At 66.0% G+C, this 25229-nt stretch carries 15 protein-coding genes and 2 rRNA genes; 9 read left to right on the top strand and 8 right to left on the bottom strand.

Going from position 1 to position 25229, the window contains the following annotated elements; genetic code table 11:
* Positions 1 to 102: 102 nt before the first annotated feature.
* Both TA3x_RS17305 and TA3x_RS17300 read right to left on the bottom strand, forming a co-directional pair.
* Positions 103 to 2910: ribosomal RNA gene (locus TA3x_RS17305) — 23S ribosomal RNA — on the bottom strand.
* A gap of 599 nt (positions 2911 to 3509) precedes the next feature.
* Positions 3510 to 5020: ribosomal RNA gene (locus tag TA3x_RS17300) — 16S ribosomal RNA — on the bottom strand.
* The 16S and 23S rRNA genes sit together here, the layout of an rRNA operon.
* 774 nt (positions 5021 to 5794) lie before the next feature.
* Here TA3x_RS17300 and TA3x_RS17295 point away from each other — a divergent pair.
* Positions 5795 to 8224 (top strand): DNA topoisomerase 3, encoded by a 2430-nt coding sequence (locus TA3x_RS17295; RefSeq protein WP_435015905.1) that lies wholly within the window; start codon positions 5795 to 5797, stop codon positions 8222 to 8224.
* A 26-nt stretch (positions 8225 to 8250) separates the two neighbouring features.
* Here TA3x_RS17295 and crcB read toward each other — a convergent pair whose 3' ends face one another.
* The 4 genes from crcB to TA3x_RS17275 all read right to left on the bottom strand — a co-directional run bounded on the left by crcB (position 8251) and on the right by TA3x_RS17275 (position 11281).
* Positions 8251 to 8694, bottom strand: coding sequence for a fluoride efflux transporter CrcB (crcB, locus tag TA3x_RS17290; RefSeq protein WP_435015904.1), 444 nt, complete (start codon positions 8692 to 8694; stop codon positions 8251 to 8253).
* Between the two features lie 143 nt (positions 8695 to 8837).
* Entirely contained in the window at positions 8838 to 9197 is a 360-nt protein-coding gene (locus TA3x_RS17285; protein ID WP_435015903.1) for an ArsR/SmtB family transcription factor, read from the bottom strand.
* 359 nt (positions 9198 to 9556) lie between these two features.
* Positions 9557 to 10480 (bottom strand): copper-binding protein, encoded by a 924-nt coding sequence (locus tag TA3x_RS17280; protein WP_435015902.1) that lies wholly within the window; start codon positions 10478 to 10480, stop codon positions 9557 to 9559.
* A 33-nt stretch (positions 10481 to 10513) separates the two neighbouring features.
* Entirely contained in the window at positions 10514 to 11281 is a 768-nt protein-coding gene (locus tag TA3x_RS17275) for a creatininase family protein (RefSeq protein ID WP_435015901.1), read from the bottom strand.
* Positions 11282 to 11411: 130 nt separating this feature from the next.
* Between TA3x_RS17275 and TA3x_RS17270 the strand changes: the two genes are divergently transcribed.
* From TA3x_RS17270 to TA3x_RS17245, 6 genes are all read left to right on the top strand, one after another.
* Complete coding sequence (locus tag TA3x_RS17270; RefSeq protein ID WP_435015900.1) at positions 11412 to 12641, top strand: Glu/Leu/Phe/Val family dehydrogenase; 1230 nt, start codon at positions 11412 to 11414, stop codon at positions 12639 to 12641.
* A gap of 638 nt (positions 12642 to 13279) precedes the next feature.
* Positions 13280 to 13774 (top strand): DUF2948 family protein, encoded by a 495-nt coding sequence (locus TA3x_RS17265; RefSeq protein ID WP_435015899.1) that lies wholly within the window; start codon positions 13280 to 13282, stop codon positions 13772 to 13774.
* 132 nt (positions 13775 to 13906) lie between these two features.
* Positions 13907 to 14449 (top strand): SUKH-3 domain-containing protein, encoded by a 543-nt coding sequence (locus TA3x_RS17260; RefSeq protein WP_435015898.1) that lies wholly within the window; start codon positions 13907 to 13909, stop codon positions 14447 to 14449.
* The gene (gene purB / locus TA3x_RS17255; RefSeq protein ID WP_435015897.1) at positions 14430 to 15878 is read left to right on the top strand and encodes an adenylosuccinate lyase; all 1449 of its coding nucleotides are present in this window, start codon (positions 14430 to 14432) and stop codon (positions 15876 to 15878) included. The genes TA3x_RS17260 and purB overlap by 20 nt, the downstream gene beginning before the upstream one ends.
* Positions 15879 to 16202: 324 nt before the next feature.
* Positions 16203 to 16763, top strand: coding sequence for a PEP-CTERM sorting domain-containing protein (locus TA3x_RS17250; protein WP_435015896.1), 561 nt, complete (start codon positions 16203 to 16205; stop codon positions 16761 to 16763).
* A 694-nt stretch (positions 16764 to 17457) separates the two neighbouring features.
* Complete coding sequence (locus tag TA3x_RS17245) at positions 17458 to 19767, top strand: redoxin domain-containing protein (protein WP_435015895.1); 2310 nt, start codon at positions 17458 to 17460, stop codon at positions 19765 to 19767.
* 54 nt (positions 19768 to 19821) lie between these two features.
* On the opposite strand, the gene TA3x_RS17240 is transcribed toward TA3x_RS17245, so the two are convergent.
* Both TA3x_RS17240 and TA3x_RS17235 read right to left on the bottom strand, forming a co-directional pair.
* Complete coding sequence (locus tag TA3x_RS17240; protein ID WP_435015894.1) at positions 19822 to 21294, bottom strand: RtcB family protein; 1473 nt, start codon at positions 21292 to 21294, stop codon at positions 19822 to 19824.
* 31 nt (positions 21295 to 21325) lie between these two features.
* Positions 21326 to 21814 carry a hypothetical protein gene (locus TA3x_RS17235; protein ID WP_435015893.1) on the bottom strand — a complete coding sequence of 163 codons (489 nt, stop codon included), beginning with the start codon at positions 21812 to 21814 and terminating at the stop codon, positions 21326 to 21328.
* A 363-nt stretch (positions 21815 to 22177) separates the two neighbouring features.
* Between TA3x_RS17235 and TA3x_RS17230 the strand changes: the two genes are divergently transcribed.
* On the top strand, positions 22178 to 23809 hold the full coding sequence (locus tag TA3x_RS17230) for a DUF1553 domain-containing protein (protein WP_435015892.1): 1632 nt from the start codon (positions 22178 to 22180) through the stop codon (positions 23807 to 23809).
* A gap of 85 nt (positions 23810 to 23894) precedes the next feature.
* Positions 23895 to 25187 (top strand): DUF1501 domain-containing protein, encoded by a 1293-nt coding sequence (locus TA3x_RS17225; protein WP_435015891.1) that lies wholly within the window; start codon positions 23895 to 23897, stop codon positions 25185 to 25187.
* Positions 25188 to 25229: the final 42 nt, after the last annotated feature.

Raw genomic sequence — 25229 nt, 5'->3', positions numbered from 1 at the left:
GGGATCATCTCGGTCGCGGACCCGTGGAGGATCATGGATCGTCGTCGATGGGCCTGAGATCCCGAATGATCGCGGCCCTGTTGGGGGCGGCGACGAGTCGGGGTGGTCAAGCCGCTCGGCTGTTAGGACCGGTCGGCTGCGACGGTCGCCCGTCGTGCACTCCCGGCCTATCGACCTGGTCGTCTTCCAGGAGCCTTCGCAGCATATCGCTGCCGGAAACCTCGTCTTGAAGAGGGCTTCGCGCTTAGATGCCTTCAGCGCTTATCCTTTCCCGACCTGGCTACCCGACGATGCCCCGAGCGGGACAGCCGGAACACCAGAGGTCGGTCCTCCCCAATCCTCTCGTACTAGGGGAGACCCTTCGCAAGTTTCCAACGCCCACGGCAGATAGGGACCGACCTGTCTCACGACGGTCTGAACCCAGCTCGCGTACCGCTTTCATTGGCGAACAGCCAAACCCTTGGGACCTTCTCCAGCCCCAGGATGCGATGAGCCGACATCGAGGTGCCAAACCTCCCCGCCGCTGTGGACGCTCGGGGGAGATCAGCCTGTTATCCCCGGAGTACCTTTTATCTGTTGAGCGACGGCCTTTCCATCCAGCACCGCCGGATCACTAAAGCCGACTTTCGTCCCTGCTCGACTGATGGGTCTCGCAGTCAGGCACCCTTGTACTTTTGCGCTCATGTTGCCCGATTGCCGACCGGGCCGAGGGTACCATTGCACTCCTCCGTTACGCTTTGGGAGGAGACCGCCCCAGTCAAACTGCCCGATGAACACGGTCCCGATCCGGGCCACGGATCGGTGAGGACCAACGTCGGTTCAGGGTGGTATTTCACCGATGGCTCGCCGACGGCTGGCGCCGCCGGGTCGCTGCCTCCCACCTATGCTACACAAAACCGACGCTGGGCCAGTGTCAACCTGCAGTAAAGGTTCACGGGGTCTTTCCGTCTGACCGCGGGTACGTGGCATCTTCACCACGGCTACAGTTTCACCGGGTCCCTCGTGGAGACAGCGCTCCAGTCGTTACGCCATTCATGCAGGTCGGAACTTACCCGACAAGGAACTTCGCTACCTTAGGACCGTCATAGTTACGGCCGCCGTTTATCGGGGCTTCGGTCGCCAGCGTCGCTTTCGCTAACCGGCTCCCTTAACCTACCGACACCGAGCAGGCGTCAGACTCTATACGTCCTCTTGCGAGTTGGCAGAGTCCTGTGTTTTTGATAAACAGTCGCTAGAGCCGATTCTCTGCGGCTCACCCCTCGCGGGATGAGCACCCCTTATACCGAAGGTACGGGGTCATTTTGCCGAGTTCCTTCACGAGGGTTCTCCCGAACGCCTTCGGATGCTCGCCTAGCACACCTGTGTCGGATTGCGGTACGGGCCGATGGATCGTCCACGGCGGGCTTTTCGTGGCCGGGTGAAGAGGGGCTTCCGGATCGAATGCCGTCGCCCTTGCGGGACGGGGTAATCTAACGCCCCGACCCCTCATTTCCCGGCGTCCTCGCCGCTTCAACCTCACCACCGGGTGGCGGAATATTAACCGCCTGCCCATCGTCTACGCCCTTGGGCCTCGACTTAGGTCCCGACTGACCCTGGGCGGATTGACCTTCCCCAGGAAACCTTGTGCTTTCGGCGGACGGGCTTCCCACCCGTCTTATCGTTACTCGTTCCGGCATACGCACTCGCCATCGCTCCACCGTTCGTCCCCGTACGGCTTCGCCGCGGATGGCGACGCTCTCCTACTGCTCGATAAATCGAACCCGCGACTGCGGCGTGACGCTTGAGTCCCCGTCATTTTCGGCGCGGGATGGCTCGACCGGTAAGCTGTTACGCACTTTTGAAATGGTGGCTGCTTCTAAGCCAACATCCCGGCTGTCACCGCGATCCCACTTCCTTTGCCACTGAGCGTCAACTTGGGGGCCTTGGTCGGCGGTCTGGGTTGTTTCCCTCTCGAGCGTGAAGCTTATCCCCCACGCTCTGACTCCCGGGGTCCGCCTGACGGTATTCGGAGTTGGGTTTCGGCGGGTAGGCGGGAAGCCCCCCGGCCGAATTCCGTCGCTCTACCCCCGTCAGGTACTGCCCGAGGCTGGCCCTAAAGCCATTTCGGAGAGAACGAGCTATCTCCAGGTTTGATAAGACTTTCACTCCTCCCCACGGGTCCTCCCCCGATTTTTCAACATCGGTGGGTTCGGTCCTCCACGGCCTGTTACGGCCGCTTCAACCTGCCCATGGGTAGTTCACCTGGTTTCGCGTCTACTGCGCCCGACATCGTCGCCGGTTAGGACTCGCTTTCGCTGCGGCTCCTCCCCTGAAGGGATTAACCAAGCCGGACACAGTAACTCGCCGGATCATTATGCAAAAGGCACGCGGTCAGGCCGGCCGAGGCCAGACGCCCTCCCACCGCTCGTAGGCACGGGGTTTCAGGTTCAGTCTCCTCCCCTTATCGGGGTTCTTCCCACCGTTCGGTCGCCCTACTGGGTTCGCTATCGGTCGTCATCGAGTACTTAGCCTTGCGGGATGGTCCCCGCCGATTCAGGCCGGGTTTCACGTGCCCGACCCTACTCGGGTACCGGATAGGAGAGTTCGCATCGTCGCCTACGGGACTGTCACCCGCTCTGGTGCCGCTTTCCAGCGGACTTCGGCTGACGCTGGCTCATTCCATGGCTCCGGCCCCACGACCCCGGGTGGTGTCCCACCCGGTTTAGGCTGGTCCCCGTTCGCTCGCCGCTACTGAGGGAGTCTCGGTTGATTTCTTTTCCTCCGGGTACTGAGATGTTTCAGTTCCCCGGGTCTCCGACGGGCATTCCGGGATCGACGCTCTTTGGGCAGCTCCCCCGGACTTATCGCAGCCAACACGCCCGTCATCTGATGACGCCTAGGCATCCCCCCCGTGCCCTTAAGGACTTGACCACGCCGACCCGTGCCCGCCCCGATCCCGTGAAGGATCAGGAGGCCGTGATCGCATGAATCTTGAGTCCCATCGATTCGAGGCCGGCGCGTCTCGCGACGCTCCTTCCCTCGGAGTAACGATCCTCGCATGGGATGGTTTAGTCCCCATGCGGATCCAAAAGGGTCCACGTTCGTGGATGATTCTGTGCCACTACCACTTTCGAGTTTGCACTCGCTTGCGTGTGTGTGACCAACCGCCGAATTGTGAAAGATCCGATGCGTCGGGGCCAACGCCCCGGGCACCTGGCCACCGGCCAGGGGGCGACGCAGCATCCCTGGGGGACCTGCACCGCCCCGCACCCGGTGGGGGAGCGGAGAGGGAAGCGACGGGAGGGCCGGGGAAGGGGCGTTCGCCCCATCCCCGGCATCCCGGGATTCGATCGATCTGCTGCAAGCGTAGACCACGTTCTATCGAGTCGGGCCCGCAAGGGGGGCCGGCGTCGGGGATCGTGTCCGGGACGGGCCGATGTCATCTCACGGCCCGGCACCGCGGTGAGGATACGGGATCCTCGGTGCGGCGTGTACTCCGGCGTGGATGAAGATTTTCCAAGTTTCCTTAGAAAGGAGGTGATCCAACCGCAGGTTCCCCTACGGTTACCTTGTTACGACTTAGTCCCCATCACGGGTTTCATCTTCGGCGCCTGCCTTTCGGCTCCGGCGACTTCGGATGCCCCCCGCTTTGGTGGCTTGACGGGCGGTGTGTACAAGGCTCAGGAACACATTCACCGCGGCATGCTGATCCGCGATTACTAGCGATTCCGGCTTCATGCGGGCGGGTTGCAGCCCGCAATCCGAACTGGGGGCCGGTTTATGCGATTAGCTCGGCCTTGCGGCTTGGCGACGCTCTGTCCGGCCCATTGTAGTACGTGTGCAGCCCCGGGCATAAGGGCCATGAGGACTTGACGTCATCCCCGCCTTCCTCCGGCTTAACGCCGGCGGTCTGTCTAGAGTTCCCGGCATGACCCGTTGGCAACTAGACACAGGGGTTGCGCTCGTTAGGGGACTTAACCCAACACCTCACGGCACGAGCTGACGACAGCCATGCAGCACCTGTGCACGTTGTACCTTGCGGCCTCACCGACGTTTCCGCCGGCTAATCCGTGCATGTCAAGCCCGGGATAAGGTTCTGCGCGTAGCCTCGAATTAAGCCACATACTCCACCGCTTGTGTGAGCCCCCGTCAATTCCTTTGAGTTTCAGCCTTGCGACCATACTCCCCAGGCGGAACACTTCACGGTTTCCCTACGGCAGGGAGCCCATCGGCGAGCCCCCTACCCAGTGTTCATCGTTTACGGCCAGGACTACCGGGGTATCTAATCCCGTTCGCTCCCCTGGCTTTCGCGTCTCAGCGTCAGAAAGGGTCCAGGACCTCGCTTTCGCCACGGGCGTTCCTTCCGATCTCAACGCATTTCACCGCTCCACCGGAAGTTCCAGGTCCCCCTACCCCCCTCGAGGCCGGTCGTATCCCCGCCACTTCCCCGGTTGAGCCGGGGGATTTCAGCGTCGGACGTGCCGGCCCGCCTACACGCGCTTTAAGCCCAGTAATTCCGAATAACGTTCGCACGGTTCGTCTTACCGCGGCTGCTGGCACGAACTTAGCCCGTGCTTCCTCCAGGGATCGGTCAAGCTTGCGCCTTCCTCCCCCTCGACAGGAGTTTACAACCCGAAGGCCTTCGTCCTCCACGCGGCGTCGCTCGGTCAGGCTTGCGCCCATTGCCGAAGATTCTCGACTGCAGCCTCCCGTAGGAGTCTGGGCAGTGTCTCAGTCCCAGTGTGCCGGGCCATGCTCTCACACCCGGTAGGCATCGCAGGCTTGGTGGGCCGTCACCCCACCAACAACCTAATACCACGACGGCCCGTCTCGCGGCGGCCGAAGCCTTTGGCAATAAGCCGATGCCGGCTCACTGCGTCGCCGGGAATTACCCGGGGTTTCCCCCGGCTATGCCCGTCCGCGAGGTTGGTTACCATCGCCTTACTCACCCTTGCGCCACTCCCCTTGCGGGGCGTTCGACTTGCATGCCTAATCCACGCCGCCAACGTTCATTCTGAGCCAGGATCAAACCCTTCGAGATGGGAGAGCGGACGAGTCCGCTCCCATTTCCTCGGGTCGAGGAAAAACTAACTGGTCGCCCCGGTCCGATCGGTCGGAGATGAACCCGACCTCGCCACCGAGTGCTGCGTGATCCGACCCGGACAACACGGCGAGGCCGAGGCCCCACCCTGCTCATCCCGATCCTCCCACGCCGGCTCCCCTCAAGGGCCCGCTCACATGCGTGTGTCTGCTTGCAGACGATCGACCGAATTGTCAAAGAAGGGACCGGGAGAGCTTCCCCCCGACCCACGCGACCGCGGCTCGTCCGATGGACTCCCCGCGACCTCGCTTTTTCCACCCGCCCTGAGACGCAGCAAGCGACCCTCGCGGGCCGCCCTGATCGAGGGCTTCGGTGGTGATTGTCGCCGGTACCACTCGCAAGTCATTTGTATGACTCGGTTTGTGTCGGCGACGAGTGAGATATTACCGGGAAGATGTCGCGAAGTCAATCACTTCGTTTTTTTCTTCTCGGCCCGCTCCGCGGCGACTCTCGCCCCCGCCTCGCGTCGTCGTCCCGTCTCACAGGCGACAAGGGAGATCATACCGACGATTTCCGTCTCGTCAACCGGGTGGTTCACGAATTCTTCGCCATCCTTGAGTTCGATCGCCTCGACCTCATTCCGTTACAGCCGACCACTGACTATCTCTCGTGGAAACTTGTACAATCATCTTGTCGCGATTTCGATTGTGCTCGACTCATGATCCTCCCACCTTCATTGGAGTGGCATCGGCCCGGCCTCGATGTCTCTGCACCATGAAAGTCGTGCTCGCAGAGAAACCTTCCGTCGCGAGGGAACTGGCTTCCTTCCTCGGTGCCGATGCGCGCCGCGATGGCTACTTTGAGGGGAAGGGGTATCAGGTTGTCTGGGCGCTCGGGCATCTCGTCGGTCTCAAGGAGCCGCAAGATTACGACCCGGCTTTGAAGCGGTGGTCGATGGACTCGCTGCCGATTGTCCCGGGGGAATTCGGGCTGAAGCCGTTGGACCAGGCGGGGGCGGGCAAGCAACTCGCGGCCATCCGGCGATTGTTCCGCCAGGCGGATGAGTTGATCTGCGCCACGGATGCGGGCCGTGAAGGGGAGTTGATCTTCCGGTACATCCTGGCACTGACGGATTGTGAAGCCAAGCCGGCACGACGACTGTGGCTCAGCTCGCTGACGCGCGAGGCGATCCGTGATGCGTTCGGTCGATTGAAGCCCCTGGCCGAGTACGATGCGCTTTATGCGGCCGCGCGGTGCCGGAGCGAGGCCGACTGGCTCGTCGGCCTGAATGCGACGCGGTATTACACCGTGAAGCATCGGGCCGGAGGGGTGCTCTGGAGCGTCGGGCGGGTCCAGACCCCGGTGCTCGCGATGATCGTGAGGCGCGATGATGAAATTCGCTGCTTCAAGCCGGAACCATTCTGGGAGTTGATGACGCGTTACCGCGAGGTCTCCTTCAAGTTCGTCGGGGAGCGCTTCGCCAAGGAGGATGAGGCGCGCGACCTGCTGGCCCGGGTGGATGGGGAGCCGCTCACCATCCAGGGGGTCGAGAAGAAGCCGGAACGGGCCCTGCCCCCTCAGCTCTATGACCTGACCGACCTCCAACGCGACATGAACCGTCGGTATGGCCTGTCGGCGGACGCGACGCTCAAGGCGGCACAATCCCTCTATGAAGCCAAGCTGATCAGCTACCCCCGGACCGACTCGCGGCACATCGGCAACGATCTCAAGGGGAAGGTCGCCAAGATCTTGGAAGATCTGCGGCCCCTGAAGCCGGCCGAGATCGGCGCGTTGGACCTTGACGCACTGTCTTTCCATAAGCGGATCGTCGACGACGCGAGGGTCGGGGATCACCACGCCATCATCCCCACGGGCAAGCGCCCGGCCGGCCTGGCCCCTGCCCTGCAGAAAGTTTATGACGCCGTCGTGACCCGGCTGATCGCCGCCTTCTATCCCGCGTGCGTGAAGGAGGTGACCAGTGTGTCGGCGGTCTCCGCCGGGGTACCGTTCCGGGCACGGGGCGTGCGGGTGGTCGAGCCCGGATGGACCGTCCTGTACCCCCGCAAGGAGGATCCGAAGAAGGGGGACGCGATGCAGGAGATGCCCGCGTTTCGTCCGGGCGAGTCCGGCCCTCACTCCCCCGAGGTGGTCAGGGGGGAGACCGTCCCGCCCAAACCATTCAATGAAGATAGTTTGCTGGGATTCATGGAGACGGCCGGCCGGTTGGTGGACGACGAGCAACTGCGCGAGGCGTTGAAGGCGAAGGGGCTGGGGACACCGGCCACGCGGGCCTCGATCATCGAGACCCTGTTGACGCGAGGCTATATCGAGCGGGACGGGAAGACGCTGACCGCGACCGATTCCGGGCGGTATCTGATCGCAGTGGTCGAGGATCGCGGGCTCAAGTCGCCCGAGCTGACCGGGGAATGGGAGGCGAGCCTTCGCGAGATCGAGAGAGGGGCACTCGACCCTCGCCAGTTCATGGCGGAGATCGTCCGATATACGGGAGACCTGGTGCGATCCCGGTTCACATCGGCGATCGACCCGGAGCGGCTGGGGGATTGCCCACGCTGCCAGCGTCCCGTGATCGCGGGCAAGCGCGGCTTCGGGTGTTCGGGTTGGCGGGATGGATGCACCTTCGTCCTGTGGCGCGAGTACGAGGGGCACCCGCTCGGCGAGGACCAGGTGCGCGAACTGCTCCAGCATCGCCACCTCGTCCTGCCATCGGATGCATCGAAGCTTTTGCACCTGACCGACCAGGGGGCGCTGACCGAGATCCCGATCCCGGTCGATCGGTCCCGGCGGTTCGGGGAGTCGGCGGGCCGTCGGCCGTCCGGGGCGAAGGCCGCCCCCAGGACGCGGCGGAAAGGGGCCTCGGCCGCGAAACCGAAGGGGGCGAAGGAACCGAAGGTCGAGGCGGAGGCCGCGCCGGGATCGGCCGTTTCGCTCGGGCCCTGCCCGGTCTGCAAGTCCGAGGTCACGGTGCAGGACAAGTCGTATCGTTGCAGCGGCTGGCGAGGCGGGTGCAAATTCGCCATCTGGAAGACGATCGCCGGCCAGCGGATCGGGGTCCGCACGGCCAAAACCCTGTTGACCAAGGGCCGGACCCCGGTCCTGAAAGGGTTCGAGTCGAAGTCGGGGAAGCCCTTCGATGCCAGGCTCAAGGTCGATGGAGGGGAGGTTCGCTTCGACTTCGGGGCGTGAAATGCCCGGGGGCGAGGGCGGGATCCTCAGCCGAGTGGCCGATCCCCTTCGACCTTGGCCCCGGCCGTGGGCGGCTCGACCGCGGTGGTTTGCAGGGCTTGGGCCGTCGCGACTCCTAGAACCACGGCCAGGACCCCGGCGAGGACGCTGCCGACCCCGTAGGTCAGCGAGTCGGCGAACTGGCTGCGCATCCCCAGGGTGCGGATCTCCAGGGCGAAGGTCGAGAAGGTGGTGTACCCGCCCAGGAAGCCCGTGATCAGGAACAGGCGGGACAGGGCGTGGGGATCCCGCCGCGTCAGGCAGGTGGCCGCGACGCCGATCAGGAACGACCCCGAGACATTGATGAGGAACGTGGCCCAGGGCCAGCGGGCCCCGGCCCAGCGTTCGATCGCCGCGGTCAGCCAGTAGCGTGCGTTGACCCCCAGGGCCCCGCCCGCGGAGAGGGCGAGGATCCGCAGCCAAAGTTCCATCGAGAGCACTCCGACCTCCCGGACCCGGTGTGAGCCCGATGGGAATCCGGACCGTTGCGGGGGTTCGGAGCCTGGCAGGGGCGGCCAGGCCAGGTTCCGGACCGGATGGCACGCGACGATCCGTCGCGGCTCGGTCGGGCGGATCAGGCGTTGGCGACCAACTTCCGGGCGACGCCGGACAGGAGGACGCCGATGTCCGTGAGGCTGTAGAAGTTGTTCTTGCCCTGGCGGCGGGGCGAGATGATCCCGCCGTGGCGGAGGAGGGCCAGGTGATGGCTGACGGCCGGCTGGCTCTGGCCGAGTCGCTCGCAGAGGGCGCCGACGTGCTGCTCGCCTTCGGCGAGGAGCAGGACGACATGGAGACGGGTGGGGTCGCTGATGTGCTTGAGGCGGATCGAGGCCCGCTTGGTCTTCGCGGACCTCTGGCCGGCGGCCTTCGTCGTCCGGGGCTTGGCCGGGGATGCGATGGCCTGCTTGCCCGGCGTGATCTTCGTCGTCGGCACGATTCGTCTCTCCCGCCCGGCATGGCATCGGGGCCGGGCCTGATGGTTCGATCATGGATCCCGGGCGATCTCGCGACGCCCTTCCGGCTCGCCGCCGCCCGCCCAGGACCTACACATATAGGAGATTGTTCACAATCGTCCCATGAAAGGGCCACTGGGTAAAAGATAGCATGACTCAAGGCGCTGTCAATGTCTCACGCCCCGCGGAATCGTCCCCGTGGGATCCGGTCACGCTCGTGTCTCGGTGCGTAGACTTGAAAGATCCTTGAGAATCCACTTATCTTATATTGAGAGGGATTGCTGCGGTGCCTAGTTTAGCAGGAATCCTCCCCCGTGCAAGTCGGCACCCCCGGGGGAGTTCAAGGGCGGGCTTCGGATGCCTGTCCGGCCTCGCGGATCGCCTTGAGCATCTCCTCGGGGGGCCAGCGTCGACCCTGGGAGCCGGCCTCGAGGCGGGCGAGGCGGCCGTCCGGGCCGATCACCGCCGTGCACAGGTTGTGGATGATCTCCCGGCCGGCGGGGGCATAGCTCAAACCCAGCGGCTCGGCCACCTTGCGCAGCTCGTCGTGCGATGCCACGGCGAACTGCCAGAGGGGCGCACGGGCCCCCACGCGGCGGGCGTGGGCCCGGAGGGCGGCCGGGTCGTCGTGCTCGGGATCGAAGCTGATCGAGAGCAGTCGGACGCGGTCGGACCGACCGGGCAGGGCCGACAGCTGGCGGGCCATTTCGGCGAACTTCGCGTCGACCGCGGGGCAGAAATCGGGCAAGGGGCATCGCGTGTAAATAAAGGTCAACACGACCACGTTGCCTTTGAAGTCCGAGAGGCGGGCCGACGATCCATCTTCCAGCGTGACGGCGAAGTCGGGGACCGGATCGGCGATCTTCAGGACGGCGGATTCGGGGCGAGGCGGGTCGGTCGAGACGGCCGTTTCGGGGGCGGGTTTGGAGACGGTCAGGCCGCCCAGCTTGTAGTCGCGGGCCTTCCCCGATTCGTCGAAGACGACGTTGAGCGGGGCCTCGACCTCGTCCCCGGGGCGGACGTCGTCCAGCAGGCTCTTGTCGCCCAGGGTGAAGGGCATGGTCATGGCGGGCATGAAGCCCGGGATCTCGTCGTGGGCGATCACGACCTCTCCGGAGGCCTGGTCGACCTTGCGGACGACCCCGGTGAGCTGGTAGGTCTTCGCGCCCGGCGAGGCGGGCGTTTCGGCGCGGGGCGTGGGCTTCTCGCACCCCGGGGCGGCGGCGAGCCCAAGGGCGATCGCGACGATCAGGCGACGGGCCATGAAATGATCTCAATTTGATGCGATTCGGTCGGTTTAGAACGGGAATCGGTCGTCGATCGGGCTGGCGGCCAGGTCGATCAGGAAGCTGCTGAGGCGATCGACGACGGTCCGGGTGACGGCCTCGCCCTTGGCGGCCGTGGCCTGGCGGGGGTCGCCGGCCCCGGAGTTCGTGGTCAGGAGTTCCCAGGGGCGGGTGATCTCGACCCAGCCCCGGTTCACGGCGTCGAACCGGGTCACGGCCAGGGAGCCGGGGTCGGCCTGGTCCATCCGCACGAGTTCGGGGGCATGGGCCAGGACCATGCTGGTTTCCAGGTCACCGGCGTGGTCGCCCGGGTCCTCGAACAGGTCGCGGTAGGTGTCCGCGGCGACCTTGTACCAGTGGCAGGCGAACAGTTTGACCGGGGTCTTCAGCAGCAGTTCGCGCTGGATCCACTTCAACTCGTTGCCGCCGTGGCCATTGAGCAGGACGCACTTGCGGACGCCGTGCGTGGCCAGCGACTCGACCAGATCCGCGATCACCCGGCAGACGGTCGACGGGTGGAGGTTCATGGCCATCGGGAAGGCCATCTGGTTGGTCTCGGTGCCGTAGGGCAAGGCCGGGAGCAGGACGACGCGGGCCCCTCGCTCGTGGGCCCGGGCGCAGGCCAGGCGGCCGATGGCCTCGACCTGGATCGTGTCGGTCCCATAGGGGAGGTGGAGGTTGTGCGGCTCGGTGGCCCCCAGGGGGAGCACGGCGACCTCGAACGGAGGGGCCTCCTTAATCTCGCCGTAGTTGGTCTCGTGCAACTCCCAAGTATTCATGCGATCGATCTTCCTGCGATGCGGGCCGGATGCGGACGCCATTGCGGAGCGGAGGCTCGGTCCGGTACGATCCGGGAGGAGGGGCCGGCCGGTGGTCTCCGCCTTTCATTTATCGGGGATCGATCGACGGATGCAAGCCTTCGAGGCCACGAACCACTATTTTGACCGGGCCGCGGCCCTCATGGACCTGACCGGGAACATGCGGACGCTGATGATCACCCCCGACCGCGAATTGCGGGTGGAGGTGGCCATCGAGATGGATTCCGGCCAGGTCGGCAACTTCATCGGCTACCGGGTCCAGCACGACAACGCCCGGGGCCCGTTCAAGGGCGGCCTCCGCTTCCATCCCCACGTCGACCAGGACGAGGCCCGGGCCCTGGCCAGCCTGATGACCTGGAAGACCGCCGTGGTCGACCTCCCGTTCGGCGGCGGCAAGGGGGGCATGAACTGCGACCCCAACCTCCTGTCCCGCGGGGAGCTGGAGCGGGTGACGCGGAAGTTCGTCGGCCAGATCCACGACTTCATCGGCCCCGACAAGGACATCCCGGCCCCCGACGTCGGCACCGACGGCCAGGTGATGGCCTGGATCATGAACGAGTATTCCAAATTTCACGGCTTCCACCCCGCCTGCGTCACCGGCAAGCCGGTCGAGCTGCACGGGTCGGCCGGGCGCGAGGCAGCCACCGGCTTCGGCGTCTCGCTGATCGCCCGCGAGATGCTCGGCAAGCTCGGCCGGACGATCGCCGGGACGACCTTCTCGATCCAGGGTTATGGCAACGTCGGCAGCTATGCCGCCCGCAGCCTGTTCCAGGGCGGCGGCAAGGTGATCGCCGTGTCCGACGCCCACGGCGCCCTGTTCCTGCCCGAGGGGATCAACATCCCCGAGCTGGACAAGCACGTGGCCGCCACCCGCTCGGTCGTCGGCTTCCCCGGGGCCGAGGCGATCACCAACGACCGCCTGCTGGTCACGCCCGTCGACGTCCTGATCCCCGCCGCGCTGGGCGGCGTGTTCGACGCCGACGTGGCCAAGGAGGTCCAGGCCAGCGTGATCGTCGAAGCGGCCAACGGCCCGACGTGGCCCGACGCCGACGACGTGTTCGAGGCCCGCGAGATCATCGTCGTCCCGGACATCCTGGCCAATGCCGGCGGCGTGGTGGTCAGCTACTTCGAGTGGGTCCAGAACCTTCAGCACTTCCGCTGGTCCCTGGAGCAGGTCCGCCGCGAGCAGGAAAAGCGGATGGTCGAGAGCTTCAACGCCGTCTACGACATGGCCCGCCGCAAGGGCACCAGCCTCCGCACCGCCGCCTTCATGCTCGCCATCGCCCGCGTCGGCCGCGCCCGGGTGCTGGGAGGGATTTAGTGTCGAGCGGCCGATGTGCGAGTGAGGCCGCGACTTGACCCACCCCATTGCCTGTGAAGGCGATTGTCAGGAGAAAGATTTGGAGAAACAATTTCCCGATCAGATTGACACAACCGTAAAGGGGTTCGGCGTCACATACTGGGCCCGACCCGGATCACAAATATCTGATCGAATATTCTCCCGAATCATCGACCCCGTGCTTCGAAGTGATACGAGGTCATCGGCACAAAATTCAGCCGTTATTCGACCCCAACTTGCTTTACATGAAGTGCCTCCGCTGTGCCCTCTCCAAAGAGGATCTGCAAGCGACGCCCAGCGATTGCCCATCCCTCTCGATTGGGCTGAGTTTTGATATCGTGAAACTATTCTCAAACATCCAACTCGACGAGGCGGCGTTTGAGAGTCACGATGTTCTCGACCTCAAGCATTACCTCGATGGTATTTTGGGACGATCATGATCGCAGTCGCCGGGTGGCTGTGGTTGGCTTGCCAACCACAGTGCCAGTGACTACGCGGTGCGAGATCGGCCGACGTTACGGCCGACCTCAATCACGCACCAAATAGGAAGTCCCCCAAGCCTGCTCGCCGGCCCTGTGGTTGGCAAGCCAACCACAGCCACCCGCATCGAGCCTTGGATTGTGCTGCCCAACTTCTCGGACTTTTTTCGCCGCGATCAGGTCAAGCCGCTCCGCTTCAAAGTACGCGGATTGGCGAACCATGCGCACGACATCCAATACCTTTCCAGCTATCTGCATGATGCTCGTTTCGAACACACGGAGGTGGTTCGCCGAGGGAAAAGGCTGACGATTGTCGTCCAGCGAGACTGCTGGGAACTTGGTCTGACGAAGCATTCCAAATCATCGGAGCTTCATATCGCCAGATCCCGACTCACCATCAGCCCTGTTTCTGAGGTCCGCTGGGAACTCGAGGAACCCTCGTGTTTGGGTCAGGAGTTATGGATCGAGAGGCTGTACCTCGGGGAGGCTCATTGGGAGACGGACGACGCCAGCGAAATCTTCATCTCGGCCCCCCACGGCGGCTGGAAGATGCGTATCACGATCGCCGAAGAATTCGGCAATATTCGCCTGACCGACCTGGAGACTCCCTACCTTTATTCGTCGCGTAATTCCTGAAACAACCGGGTGGCAGTCTCGTAGGCTGGGTCGAGACCCAGCAATCGCCTCCCTCCTCAAGCCGGGTCGAGACTCAGCCTTCAAATCCTGGGTCGAGACCCAGCCACGGACGCACCAAGGGTCAAACCAGTGATGCGTTTGATCTTCTGGTTAAAGCTCCTGATGGCCGGTTGGCACCCACGTCGAGATGTCTGGGAGCGGCTGCATTTACCTGGCACTTTTCGGGTGTTCCCGGAGGCGAAGCGAATCCTCTCGGAATATGGCAACCTGAGATTCGGAGATTCGATTGAGTGGGCCCTCCTCGACCCGTTCGTGGGCGAAGAAATCAAGAATCAGATATCTTGGTCCGAGATGGCCACCGGTCGCTCGATGTATCCTTTGGGTTCCATGCAACAACAGGATGTGGAATACCTCATCGCGGACGAGATTGGCTACATTTATCACCTCACGCTGGACGGTGGACCCGAGCCAGATGTTACGGCGGACCTCGACCTTCTGGCCTCATCGTTCGTGAAGGCCCTCAAGTGGCTCGTGTTGCGTACATGGGCAAGTCGTGTTGAGCTCAATCGAATCCTTCGGGCCGACGGCTTGAAGCCACTGAGTTGGAGCCTGGGTCCAACCTCTCCATTTTTCTTCCTCGAACCACCGATCGACGATGCCATCTCCCAAGCCTGAACCCGACGCCTCGGTCTACGAAAATCCCCTGGTCGCCCGCTACAGCAGCCGGGCGATGGCCGAATTGTGGTCGGCCAATACCAAGTTCTCGACGTGGCGCAAGCTCTGGGTCGCGCTGGCGGAGGCGGAGCGTGAGCTCGGCCTGCCGATCAGCGAGGCCCAGGTGGCCGAACTGCGGTCCAAGGTCGACGAGATCGACTTCGCCGCCGCGCGTGCCCACGAGAAGCGTCTCCGCCATGACGTGATGGCCCACGTCCACGCCTACGGCGACGTCGCCCCGACGGCCCGGCCGATCATCCACCTGGGCGCGACCAGTTGCTATGTCACCGACAACACCGACCTGATCCTGCTCCGCGAGGGGCTGACGATGGTCCGCGACGGGCTGGTCGGCACGATCGACGCCCTGGGGACGTTCGCCGAGAAATACCGCGACCTCCCCTGCCTGGGCTACACCCACTTCCAGCCGGCGCAGCTGGTCACGGTCGGCAAGAGGGCCACGCTCTGGGCCTATGAGCTGACCATGGACCTCCGCGACGTCGAGCGTCGCCTGGAGGACCTCCGGTTCCTCGGCGTGAAGGGGACGACCGGCACCCAGGCGAGCTTCCTCGCCCTGTTCGACGGCGACCACGCCAAGGTCGAGGCCCTGGACCGCAAGGTGGCCGAGGCGTTCGGCTTCTCCGAGGTCCACACCGTCTCCGGCCAGACCTACACCCGCAAGGTCGACGCGCAGGTCGTGGCCACCCTGTCCGGCATCGCCGAGACCGCCCACCGGTTCGGCTCGGACCTCCGCCTGCTCGCCCACGAGCGTGAGGTCGAGGAGCCGTTCGAGGCCGATCAGATCGGCTCGTCGGCGATGGCCTACAAGCGGAACCCGATGCGGGCCGAGCGGATGTGCTCGATCGCCCGGTTCGCCATGGCCCTGCCCGCCGCCGTCGGCCAGACCGCCGCCACCCAGTGGCTGGAGCGGACCCTGGACGACAGCGCCGTGCGTCGGCTCACCCTGCCCCAGGCGTTCCTGTCGGTCGACGCCTTGCTGACCCTCTACCTCAACGTGGTCCCGGGCCTCGTCGTCCACCCCGCCGTGATCGCCCGCCGGGTGGCCGACGAACTCCCGTTCATGGCCACCGAGAACCTCATGATGGCCGCCGTCCGCGCCGGGGGGGACCGCCAGGACGTCCACGAGCGGATCCGCACCCACTCGCTGGCCGCCGCCGCCCGGATCAAGCAGGGCGACGGCACGAACGACCTCCTGGAGCGGATCGGCCAGGACCCGGCCTTCAAGGACGTCGACCTCGCCGCCGTGCTCGACGCCCGACAGTTCGTCGGCCGCTCCCCCGAGCAGGTCGACGCCTTCATCCGCAAGGAGATCGAGCCGGTCCGGCTCCGCTACCCGGAACGGCTCCGCCAGACCCGAGACGTCCACGTCTGAGCCGAACGGCGTGCGATGATCCGATCGGCCCGGCCTGCGCGGTTGGGCCGGTCGGATCCCCTTCGACATCCCTTGGCGGACCCGCCCATCCCTGGTGCGGAGCGGTTCCATCAATGACCTCTTGTTCGGGCCATTTGTTCCGTGTAGAATCCCCGACTGGGCAGGATGCATCACTTGGAGAGCCGAGCCATGATGGCGATGACACGGATGTTGGCGGTGTCGAGCGTGGTCGCGGTATTGGGGTTGGTCGGTTCACAACCTCTGCACGCTGCATCGCTTGTGTTCAACTCAACTGGCCTGCTCGACACAACGGTCGACCAGCCCATGACGGGCGTCAAAGATTGGAAGAGTTCGATCACCGGACCGGAAGCCATCCGGTTCCAGGGCGTAGAATCCGGTTCGATCGAACCCGGCAAGACCGTTCGCCTGGGCGAGTTCGTGATCAAACCCGTGGCCGGTTCCACGACGACCTTCGACAACACCCCGTTCACGATCATCGCCCGTACGCCTTCGTTGGACTGGTTCGCGATGCCCGAAGACCCGCTGTCCGGCGTCCACGAGGGCGGGTTCCACATCCGGGGGACGATCAACGGGACCATCAACCCGGACGGATCCGGTGACCTGCGGATCTCCTATGACTCCGCGGGCCTGGGCTATCCCAAGATGATCATCCTCGGGGTCGGCTATTACTCCGACTTCCCCTACCCGATCTCGGACGTGAAGCTGGGGCAGACGATCGTCGCCCAGTTCGGGGCCGACACCGGGACCGTGACATACGCGTATGAGGTCGAGGTCGTCCCGGAACCTGCCTCGGTCGCCGTGTTCGCCCTGGCCGCCGCCGGCCTGGCCTGGCACAGGAGCCGTCGGAAGACGGCGCGGGCCTGATTGACTCCGGCGAAGACTCCGCAAATCGGGCCCGTTCGAAAGGCCCGATTTCTTTGATCCGCTTGGATCGGAATCTCGCGGCGAAGGTGGGTTGAAGGGCGCCAACGCCGGGTTCGGCGTGGCGTCTCGACCGCCTTCGCTGGGCCAATGCGCCATGCCTTGATCGCTCGCCCGCCTCGATGCGGATCGCCGGAACGCCGTCCGCAGCAGCAGTCCGAACTCTCCCGAAGCCCAGGCCCGCTCTCGCGGCATCGCCCGGAAGCATGGGCCTGTCGCGGCCAAGCTTCGCCTGGCTCGATGTCGCCCGCTCCGTCGCGGCCCGGGTGGGATCGCCGGCCCTGTTCGACCACTCGCCGAACCGGAGATCGATCCCAACCTGCTCACGAGCCGGCGGACGAGCCAGAATCTCCGCTGGGTTCGTTTGGCGCAAAGGTCTACGTCCCGGAGCCTACCTCCCACCGGCCCGGGCGATTTGCGTCCCAATCGCCCTGCCGCCCGGGCCGGGGACGCTCGCGGTGGCCGTGTTGAATCCGATGCCGGCCCCGATCCCCACGTCTCATCGAGGCTCCGTGGCCGGGCCGACCCGATCCCGAGAATCGATGCTGCGCCCATGCGTGGCGTCGGTTACACTGGGATGGCCCTCCCCCGCCCGGCCCGCCTCGGATCGGCTTGCCCCCATCTCGGAGATCGCACCATGCGACTGGATCGGATCGTAGGACTCGGCGTGGCCCTGGTGATCGGGGGCGTCGCCCCGACGCGCGGCGACGAGCCATCCAAGCCCACGGCGACGGCCACCGAGGCGAACCCGGCCGCGCCCGCCGCCGGCCACTCGGTCCACGGCGAGGCGTTCGACGCCGGCCCCCGCACCGCCGCGACCTTGATCCCCGGCATGGGCAAGACGCCGTTCCCCGTCACGCACGCGTCCCCCGAGGCCCAGGCGTTCATTGATCAGGGGGTGGCCCAGCTCCACTCCTTCTTCTACTTCGAGGCCGAACGGTCGTTCCGCCAGGCGGCCAAGCTTTCGCCGGCCTGCCCCATGGCCTACTGGGGCATGGCGATGGCCAACGTCAACAACGCCAAACGGGCCAAGGGCTTCTTCAAGGAGGCGAAGAAGAAGGCCGAGGCGTCGAAGCTGTCGCGGCGTGAGCAACTCTACGTCGACGCGCTGGACGCACTGTACGCTGAAGCCGGCGACGAAAAGACGCGTAAGAAGAATCACCTCTTCGGGCTCGAAGCGGTCCTCGCCGAGTTCCCTGGCGACCTCGACGCCCGCGCCTGGCTGGCGATGGTGACCTGGCAGAACGCCGGGAGCGACGGCATCGGCAGCCGCCAGGCGATCGACCTGATGATCGAGTCGATCCTGGAGCGAGAGCCGCTGCACCCGGGCGCCCACCATTACCGGATCCATCTCTGGGATCACGTCAAGGTGGCCCGGGCGGAGAAGGCCGCGGCCGCCTACGCCTCGTCGGCCCCCGGCATCGCCCACGCCTGGCACATGCCCGGCCACACCTATACCGAGCTGAGGCGCTACGCCGATGCCGCCTACCAGCAGGAGGGCTCGGCCCGCGTCGACCACGCCTACATGATCCGCGATCGGGTCATGCCGTTCGAGATCCACAACTACTTCCACAACAACCAGTGGCTTGCCACCTCGCTGGGAAACGTCGGCCGCGCCCGCGACGCGATCGCCGTCGCCCGGAACCTGGTCGAGCAGCCCCGCGACCCTCAGAAGAACGGGCCCAATGACGGCGGGTCGGGCCAGCGGAGTGGCCGCCAGCGTTGGGCCGAGGCCCTGGTCAAGTTCGAGCTCTGGAACGACCTGATCGCCGCCACCGAATCCGGCGCCCTCGACTGGTCCAACACCGGCCCGGAACGGGTCGAGCGCCATCGCACGCTCGGCCTCGCCTATGCCGCCCTGGGTGACAAGGCCCGGCTCGCCGAACGACTCGCGAAGCTCAAGGCGATCGAGCCCTCCGGCCCCCGCCGCAACCCGACGCCCCCGCCCGCCCCGACACCCGCCCCCGCCACGGCGACGACCGCGGCGGCCTCGCCCACCCCGGCCCCGGCCGCCGGCACCCCGCCCGGCCCGCGTGGGGGGGGGATGAATTCCTCGGAATCGGCGGTTGCCGAGCTGGAAGGATACGTCAAGCTCCTCGATGGTGACGTGGCAGCCGCCTTCGAGCAGTTCGCCAAGGTGCCGACCATGAGGCCCGAGGCCCTGGCCCGGGCCCACCTCAAGGCCCGCAACTTCGGCTTCGCCGCGACCACCGCCCGCTCCGCCGTGACCAAACAGCCCGACCAGTTCGCCCCGATGGCTGCGCTGGTCGAGGTCCTGGCCGCCTGCGGGCAGGACGAGGAGGCCCGCGCGGCCTACCTCAAGCTCGAACCGATGCTCCGCCACGCCGACCGGGACCTGCCCGTCCTGGCCCGGATCCGCCCGATCGTCGATGGCTGGCGCGAGTCCGGACGGCTCGCCGCCCCGGCCTCCGAGCCGTCCGCCGACGATGCCCGCGTCCCCCTGGAGCCGCTCGGCCCGCTCCTCTGGGCCCCGTCGCCCGCCCCCGCGATCGCCCTGCCCGACACGGATGGCAAGCCCTGGAACCTGGCCGACCACAAGGGCCGGAACGTCCTGGTCCTGTTCTACCTGGGCGGCAAGTGTGCCCACTGCATGCAGCAGCTTCGCGAGGTCGGGGCCGAGGTCGATGCCCTCCGCAAGGCGGGCACCGACGTCGTGGCCATCGGCACCGACACCGACGAGTCCGCTCGCGAGCTGAAGGGGAACTCCGATGGGATCAAGTTCCCGATGCCGTTCCTGGCCGACCCGAACCTCGACCTGTTCCGTGCCTATCGCGCCCACGACGACTTCGAAGATTCCCCGATGCACGGGACTTTCCTGATCGACGCCGAGGGCAACATCCGCTTCGCCCGCGTCTCGGCCGAGCCGTTCACCGACGTCGATTTCCTCAAGAAGGAGGCCGAGCGGGTCAAGAACCTCGCCCGGTGAGATCGAGCGCCGAAGCGGAGGCGGGAGGGAACGGTCCTTCCCGCCTCGGGTCGCTCAACCCTTGATGACCCCGACCGGCCTGAGGCGGGCGACCTTCTTGGAGATCCCCGCCTTGTCGACCACCTCGACCACCTGGTCGACGTCCTTGTAGGCCGCCGGCTGTTCCTCCGCGAGCCCCTTGAAGCCCCGGGCCCGGGCGATGATGCCCATGGCATCCAGCTCCTGGTCGATCCGGCGTCCGGCGGCGAGCTTCACGGCGGCGGTCCGGCTCATCATCCGCCCGGCGCCGTGGCAGGTGGTGCCGAACGACTGGGTCATGCTCCCGGGCAGGCCGGCCAAAACCCAGGAAGCAGTGCCCATGCTCCCCGGGATGATGACGGGTTGGCCGATGCCCTGGTAGGGCATGGGGATCTCCGGGTGGCCGGGCGGGAAGGCCCGGGTCGCCCCCTTGCGGTGGACGCAGACCTCGCGCGACGGCCCGCCATCGCCGATGTCGTGGTCCTCGAACTTGGCGATGTTGTGGGCCACGTCATAGATGAGGTCGAGCCCGAGCGATTCCCACGGCCGGTCGAAGACCTTCGCGAACACCTCGCGGGCCTGGTGGGCGAGCAGTTGGCGGTTGCACCAGGCATAGTTGGCCGCTGCCCGCATCGCCCCCAGGTAGGCCTGTCCTTCGGGGCTATGCACCGGGGCGCAGGCCAGCTGGGGGTCGGGCAAATCGAACCCATACTTCTTCGGCGCCCCCTTGAAGACGCCCAGGAAGTCGTCGCAGACCTGATAGCCCAGCCCGCGCGACCCGGAGTGGATCAGGACGGTGATCTGCCCCTCGCGCAGGCCCATCACGGACGCGGCGGCCTCGTCGAGCACGCGGTCGACGACCTGAACCTCCAGGAAGTGGTTGCCCGATCCCAGCGTCCCGCACTGGTCGTAGCCTCGGGTGTAGGCCCGCTCGCTGACCCGATCCGGGTCGGCCCCTTCGAGCCGGCCGCCGGCCTCGGTGAAGTCCAGGTCGCGGGCGGTCCCCCAGCCCTGGTCGACCACGTACGCCGCCCCCCGGTGCATCAGATCGGACAGTTTGGGCTTGTTGAAGGCATATTTGCCCGACTGGCCCACGCCGGTCGGGATGTCCCGGAACAGCCGGTCGACCAGTTCGCGGATCCGCGGCTTGACGTCGGCCCACTCCAGGTCGGAGCGGAGCAAACGGACGCCGCAGTTGATGTCGTAGCCCACCCCGCCGGGCGAGATCACGCCCCCCTGCTCCGGGTCGGTCGCGGCGACCCCGCCGATGGCGAAGCCGTAGCCCCAGTGGATGTCGGGCATCGCCAGGCTGGCCCGCTGGATGCCGGGCAAGGTGGCGACGTTGGCCACCTGTTCCGGCCCCTGGTCCTTGCGGATCTGGTCGATCAGGTGCTCGTCGGCGAAGATCAGGCCATCGACGCGCATGTCGGCGCGGTAGCTCTTGTCGATCCGCCAGTGGCACGGCCCCACCTGCTCCAGAGGGCCCGCGAATCCGCCCTTGCTGCCCATCGTCGACCTCGTCCTTTCCCTCAGCCTTGGATCAACCCGGCGAGTCCGGACACGGGCCGGACTTGGTTTGTTCGCCCCCTGCCCCCAGCTCACGATGCCGCTCTTCCAGGAAGGTGATCCCGAGCGGCCCCACCGCCGCGTCCTCGAACACGATCCCCTGCGGATCGGGGTGATCCGGCGGGACCGGGGCGGGGAAGCCCACGATCCGCCCGTCCACCCGACGATAGGTCGTCCCGCAATTGCGGCACCGCGATCCCACCCAGACCGGAGCCCGCCCCGGCCTCGCGCGGGCCAGCGTCTGGAGCGACCCGGCCTTGCATTCCCCGCAGATCCCGGTCATGCGGCCCTGATCCGTCTCCGCGAGCATGGACAGGAAGCCGCGTGCCATCAGGAAGCCAAGCGACCCGATCACGATGGCCAGGGGGGCCCAGACCCCATACAGGACGGCGTCGGGGATCCTCCTGGAACACCCGCGCATCAGGAGCGAGACGATCGCGACGCACAGGGTCACCCACATCACCGAGCCCGTCCGTCGCCAGGGGGCCCGAATCGTCCGCTCTCGCGAAACCTTACGAGGCCCTTGGGGTTGGATCATGGGTCGCGTCCTCGATGATCCCCGAGACGATCGGTGGCCGGGGTGCCAGGGGGCATTCCGTGCGGTCGGCGTCACGAACAGGGACCACGCGAGTACAACCCTTGGGAATGACCCTGCGTTGTCACACGATCGCATTCATGCCCATCGCCATGGGGCCGGCCGGGGTTTCCGTTTGACGCAGCGATTTCCGTGCCTTACCGTGAACCGGTCCGGTCCCGAGCATTCGCTGCCGGCCCTCGTCTCGCCCATTCTTCGGTCGAATCCGTTGCCATCCACAGGAGCAGGGCGATGAATCCGCATCGTCTCCGCCGCTGGTCGTGGGCCGTGTCGGGCGGCCTCGCCCTGATCGCCGCCTCCACGAGCCTCGCCGCCGGCCCCAAGTCCGGGACGAATCCCGCCCCCGCCGCCGTCCGGCTCGACTACATCGACACCATGATCCGCGAGTCATGGGAGTCCGCCAGCATCAAGCCGTCGCGCCCGGCCACCGACGAGGAATTCCTCCGCCGGGCCTACCTGGACGTCCTGGGCCGGATCCCGAACATCAAGGAGGCGACCAGCTTCCTCGCCAGCGGCAAGGACCCGGGCCGCCGCGCCAAGCTGGTGGACTACCTGCTGGCGTCGCCCGACTATCCCAAGCACTTCGCGACCCTGTGGAAGGTGACGCTCCTGGGCCGGAAGCGGCCGGATCGCGACGTCGACCCCGACGCCCTGACCGCCTGGTTCCGCCGCGGGTTCGCCGAGAATCGCCCCTGGAACGAGTTCGCCCGCGACCTCATCGTCGCCGAGGGCTCGAACAAGGAGAACGGCGCGGTCAACTTCACCCTGGCCCACATGGACGAGGGGGCCGTCAACCTCACGTCGATCACGACCCGGGTCCTGCTCGGCCAGCAGATCCAGTGCACCCAGTGCCACGACCACCCGTCCAACGACTGGAAGCAGGCCGACTTCTGGGGCATCAACGCCTTCTACAAGGGCCTCAAGAAGCAGGACGTGATGGCGGCCGACGCCGCCGGGACCGAGAAGTACGACCACACCCTGCTGAGCGACGTGCCGACCGACAAATTCGCCTCGTTCGAGCGCCGCGACGCCCGGCTGGGGATCGCCTTCCCGACCTTCCTGGACGGCCGCAAGATCAGCCAGGATAAGGACGTCAATCGCCGCAAGGCGTTGGCCGACTTCATCACCGAGCCCAAGAACGAGGCGTTCAGCAAGGCGTTCGTCAACCGGATGTGGGGCCACTTCATGGGCCGGGGCTTCGTCCAGCCGGTGGACGACTTCGGCGACCACAACCCGCCCAGCCATCCCGAGCTGCTCGACCGCCTCGGCCAGGAGTTCCGCGACGGCGGCTACGACATCAAGAACCTGATCCGCTGGATCATGAACAGCGAGGCCTATCAGCTCACCAGCCAGGCGACCAAGGACAACGAGAAGGACGAGACCCTGTTCAGCCACATGGCCCTCAAGCCGATGTCGCCCGAGCAGCTGTTCGACTCCCTGATCGTGGCCACGGCCGCCCACAAGGCCGGCGGCGGCGAGGACAACACCAAGCGCCGCGACGCCTGGATGGGCCAGTTCATCTTCGCCTTCGCCAACGACGAGGGGGAGGAAGGGTCGAGCTTCCAGGGGACCATCCCCCAGGCCCTCATGATGATGAACGGCGAGCTGATGGAAAAGGCGGTCGGCGGCAAGAACGGCAGCTTCCTCCGCGACCTCCTGGACCGTGCCCAGCTCCAGGCCAAGGGGTCGGTGGAAGGGTATGTCGTCAACGCCCTCTACATGGCCGCCCTGAGCCGGTCCCCGACCCGGCGCGAGCTGGACACGGCCCGGGCCTATCTTTCCAACAACTACGACACCATCAACGTCATGGAAGACATGTTCTGGGCGTTGCTCAACTCCAACGAATTCGTGCTGAATCGCTAGGTTGATCGGGGAATGGGGCGCCGCCCGTCGGCGGCGCCCCGGCATGGGCCGCCTCGCCCGAGAGGCAAACCGGGGGTTCCGTCCGATGTCCGACCGCCTCATCGTCCCCGCCGGAATGTCGCGCCGCCACTTCATGGGGCACATGGCGACCACGGCGATGGCCATCCCCGCGATGCAGCTCGCCGGGGCCATGCAGGCCAACGCGCAGCAGCTTCGCAAGAACAACAAGAGCCTGATCGTCCTGTGGATGGGCGGTGGGCCCAGCCACATGGATACGTGGGACCTGAAGCCGGAGAGCGACCGGAACGGCGGCGAATTCAAGCCGATCGCCACCTCCTCCTCCGAGATCCAGATCTGTGAGCACCTGCCCACGATCGCCAAGGAGATGAAGCATCTCAACGTGATCCGGTCCTTGAACTCCAAGGAAGGCAATCACGACCGCGGCTCGTACATGATGCACACGGGCTACGCCCCCAACCCGACCGTCGTCCACCCGGCGTTCGGCTCGGTGCTCTCCTACGAGCTGGGCGAGAAGCTGGACAACTTCGACCTGCCCCACTGCATCTCGATCAACTCATCGGGCCAGGGGGCGGGATTCCTGGGCATGGCGCACGCCCCGTTCGTGGTCAACAACCCGAACAGCAAGATCGCCAACCTGGAGCCCCCGGCCGGCGTCAACGAGCTGCGGATGGACCGCCGCGTCAAGATGCTCAGCATGACCGAAGGGAACTTCGTCGCCCAGAAGCGTGGCCAGGGCGCCATCGATCACAAGTCGGTCTACGCCAAGACGCTGCGGATGATGAACTCGCGCTACACCCGGGCCTTCAACCTCGCCGATGAGCCGGCCGCCGTCCGCGATGCCTACGGCAAGGGGTCGTTCGGCTCGGGCTGCCTCATGGCCCGTCGCCTGGTCGAAGCCGGCGTGACCTACGTCGAGGTCTCCCTCGGCGGGTGGGACACCCACGCCAACGCCTTCACCACGCTCAAGGACCGCCTCCTGCCCGAGCTGGACAAGGGCATGGGGACGCTGGTTGCCGACCTCGCCCAGCGCGGCCTGCTGGAGAACACGATGGTCGTCTGGATGGGCGAGTTCGGCCGCACCCCGAAGATCAACCAGAACGCCGGCCGCGACCACTGGCCGCGCAGCTGGTCGGTCGTGATGGGCGGCGGCGGCATGGTCGGCGGTCGGGCCATCGGCGCGACCGACAAGGACGGCGTTGACATCACCGACAACCCGGTCGGCGTGATGGACCTGGTCGCCTCGATGGCCAAGGGGATGGGGATCGACCAGAGCACCTCCTACACCACCCCGCGCGGCCGGCCGATCAAGGTCGTCGATGGCGGCAAGCCGATCGAGCAGCTGTTCTCCCGGGCCTGATCGCCCGAACCCGGCGAAACCGATGCGGGGGCCGTCCTCACC

The organism is Tundrisphaera macrotermitis, assembly GCF_051175315.1.
In the GTDB taxonomy this organism is placed as follows: domain Bacteria; phylum Planctomycetota; class Planctomycetia; order Isosphaerales; family Isosphaeraceae; genus Tundrisphaera.
This window is presented reverse-complemented; position numbering and strand designations above follow the sequence as displayed.

What these genes read in the sequence shown, in the direction of transcription:
- purB (WP_435015897.1), top strand. Translation starts at nt 14,430, where the DNA reads ATGCCATCTCCCAAGCCTGAACCCGACGCCTCGGTCTACGAAAATCCC.
- TA3x_RS17245 (WP_435015895.1), top strand. Translation starts at nt 17,458, where the DNA reads ATGCGACTGGATCGGATCGTAGGACTCGGCGTGGCCCTGGTGATCGGG.
- crcB (WP_435015904.1), bottom strand. Translation starts at nt 8,694, where the DNA reads ATGGAACTTTGGCTGCGGATCCTCGCCCTCTCCGCGGGCGGGGCCCTG.
- TA3x_RS17230 (WP_435015892.1), top strand. Translation starts at nt 22,178, where the DNA reads ATGAATCCGCATCGTCTCCGCCGCTGGTCGTGGGCCGTGTCGGGCGGC.
- TA3x_RS17260 (WP_435015898.1), top strand. Translation starts at nt 13,907, where the DNA reads ATGCGTTTGATCTTCTGGTTAAAGCTCCTGATGGCCGGTTGGCACCCA.
- TA3x_RS17270 (WP_435015900.1), top strand. Translation starts at nt 11,412, where the DNA reads ATGCAAGCCTTCGAGGCCACGAACCACTATTTTGACCGGGCCGCGGCC.
- TA3x_RS17225 (WP_435015891.1), top strand. Translation starts at nt 23,895, where the DNA reads ATGTCCGACCGCCTCATCGTCCCCGCCGGAATGTCGCGCCGCCACTTC.
- TA3x_RS17240 (WP_435015894.1), bottom strand. Translation starts at nt 21,294, where the DNA reads ATGGGCAGCAAGGGCGGATTCGCGGGCCCTCTGGAGCAGGTGGGGCCG.
- TA3x_RS17280 (WP_435015902.1), bottom strand. Translation starts at nt 10,480, where the DNA reads ATGGCCCGTCGCCTGATCGTCGCGATCGCCCTTGGGCTCGCCGCCGCC.
- TA3x_RS17275 (WP_435015901.1), bottom strand. Translation starts at nt 11,281, where the DNA reads ATGAATACTTGGGAGTTGCACGAGACCAACTACGGCGAGATTAAGGAG.
- TA3x_RS17250 (WP_435015896.1), top strand. Translation starts at nt 16,203, where the DNA reads ATGACGGGCGTCAAAGATTGGAAGAGTTCGATCACCGGACCGGAAGCC.
- TA3x_RS17295 (WP_435015905.1), top strand. Translation starts at nt 5,795, where the DNA reads ATGAAAGTCGTGCTCGCAGAGAAACCTTCCGTCGCGAGGGAACTGGCT.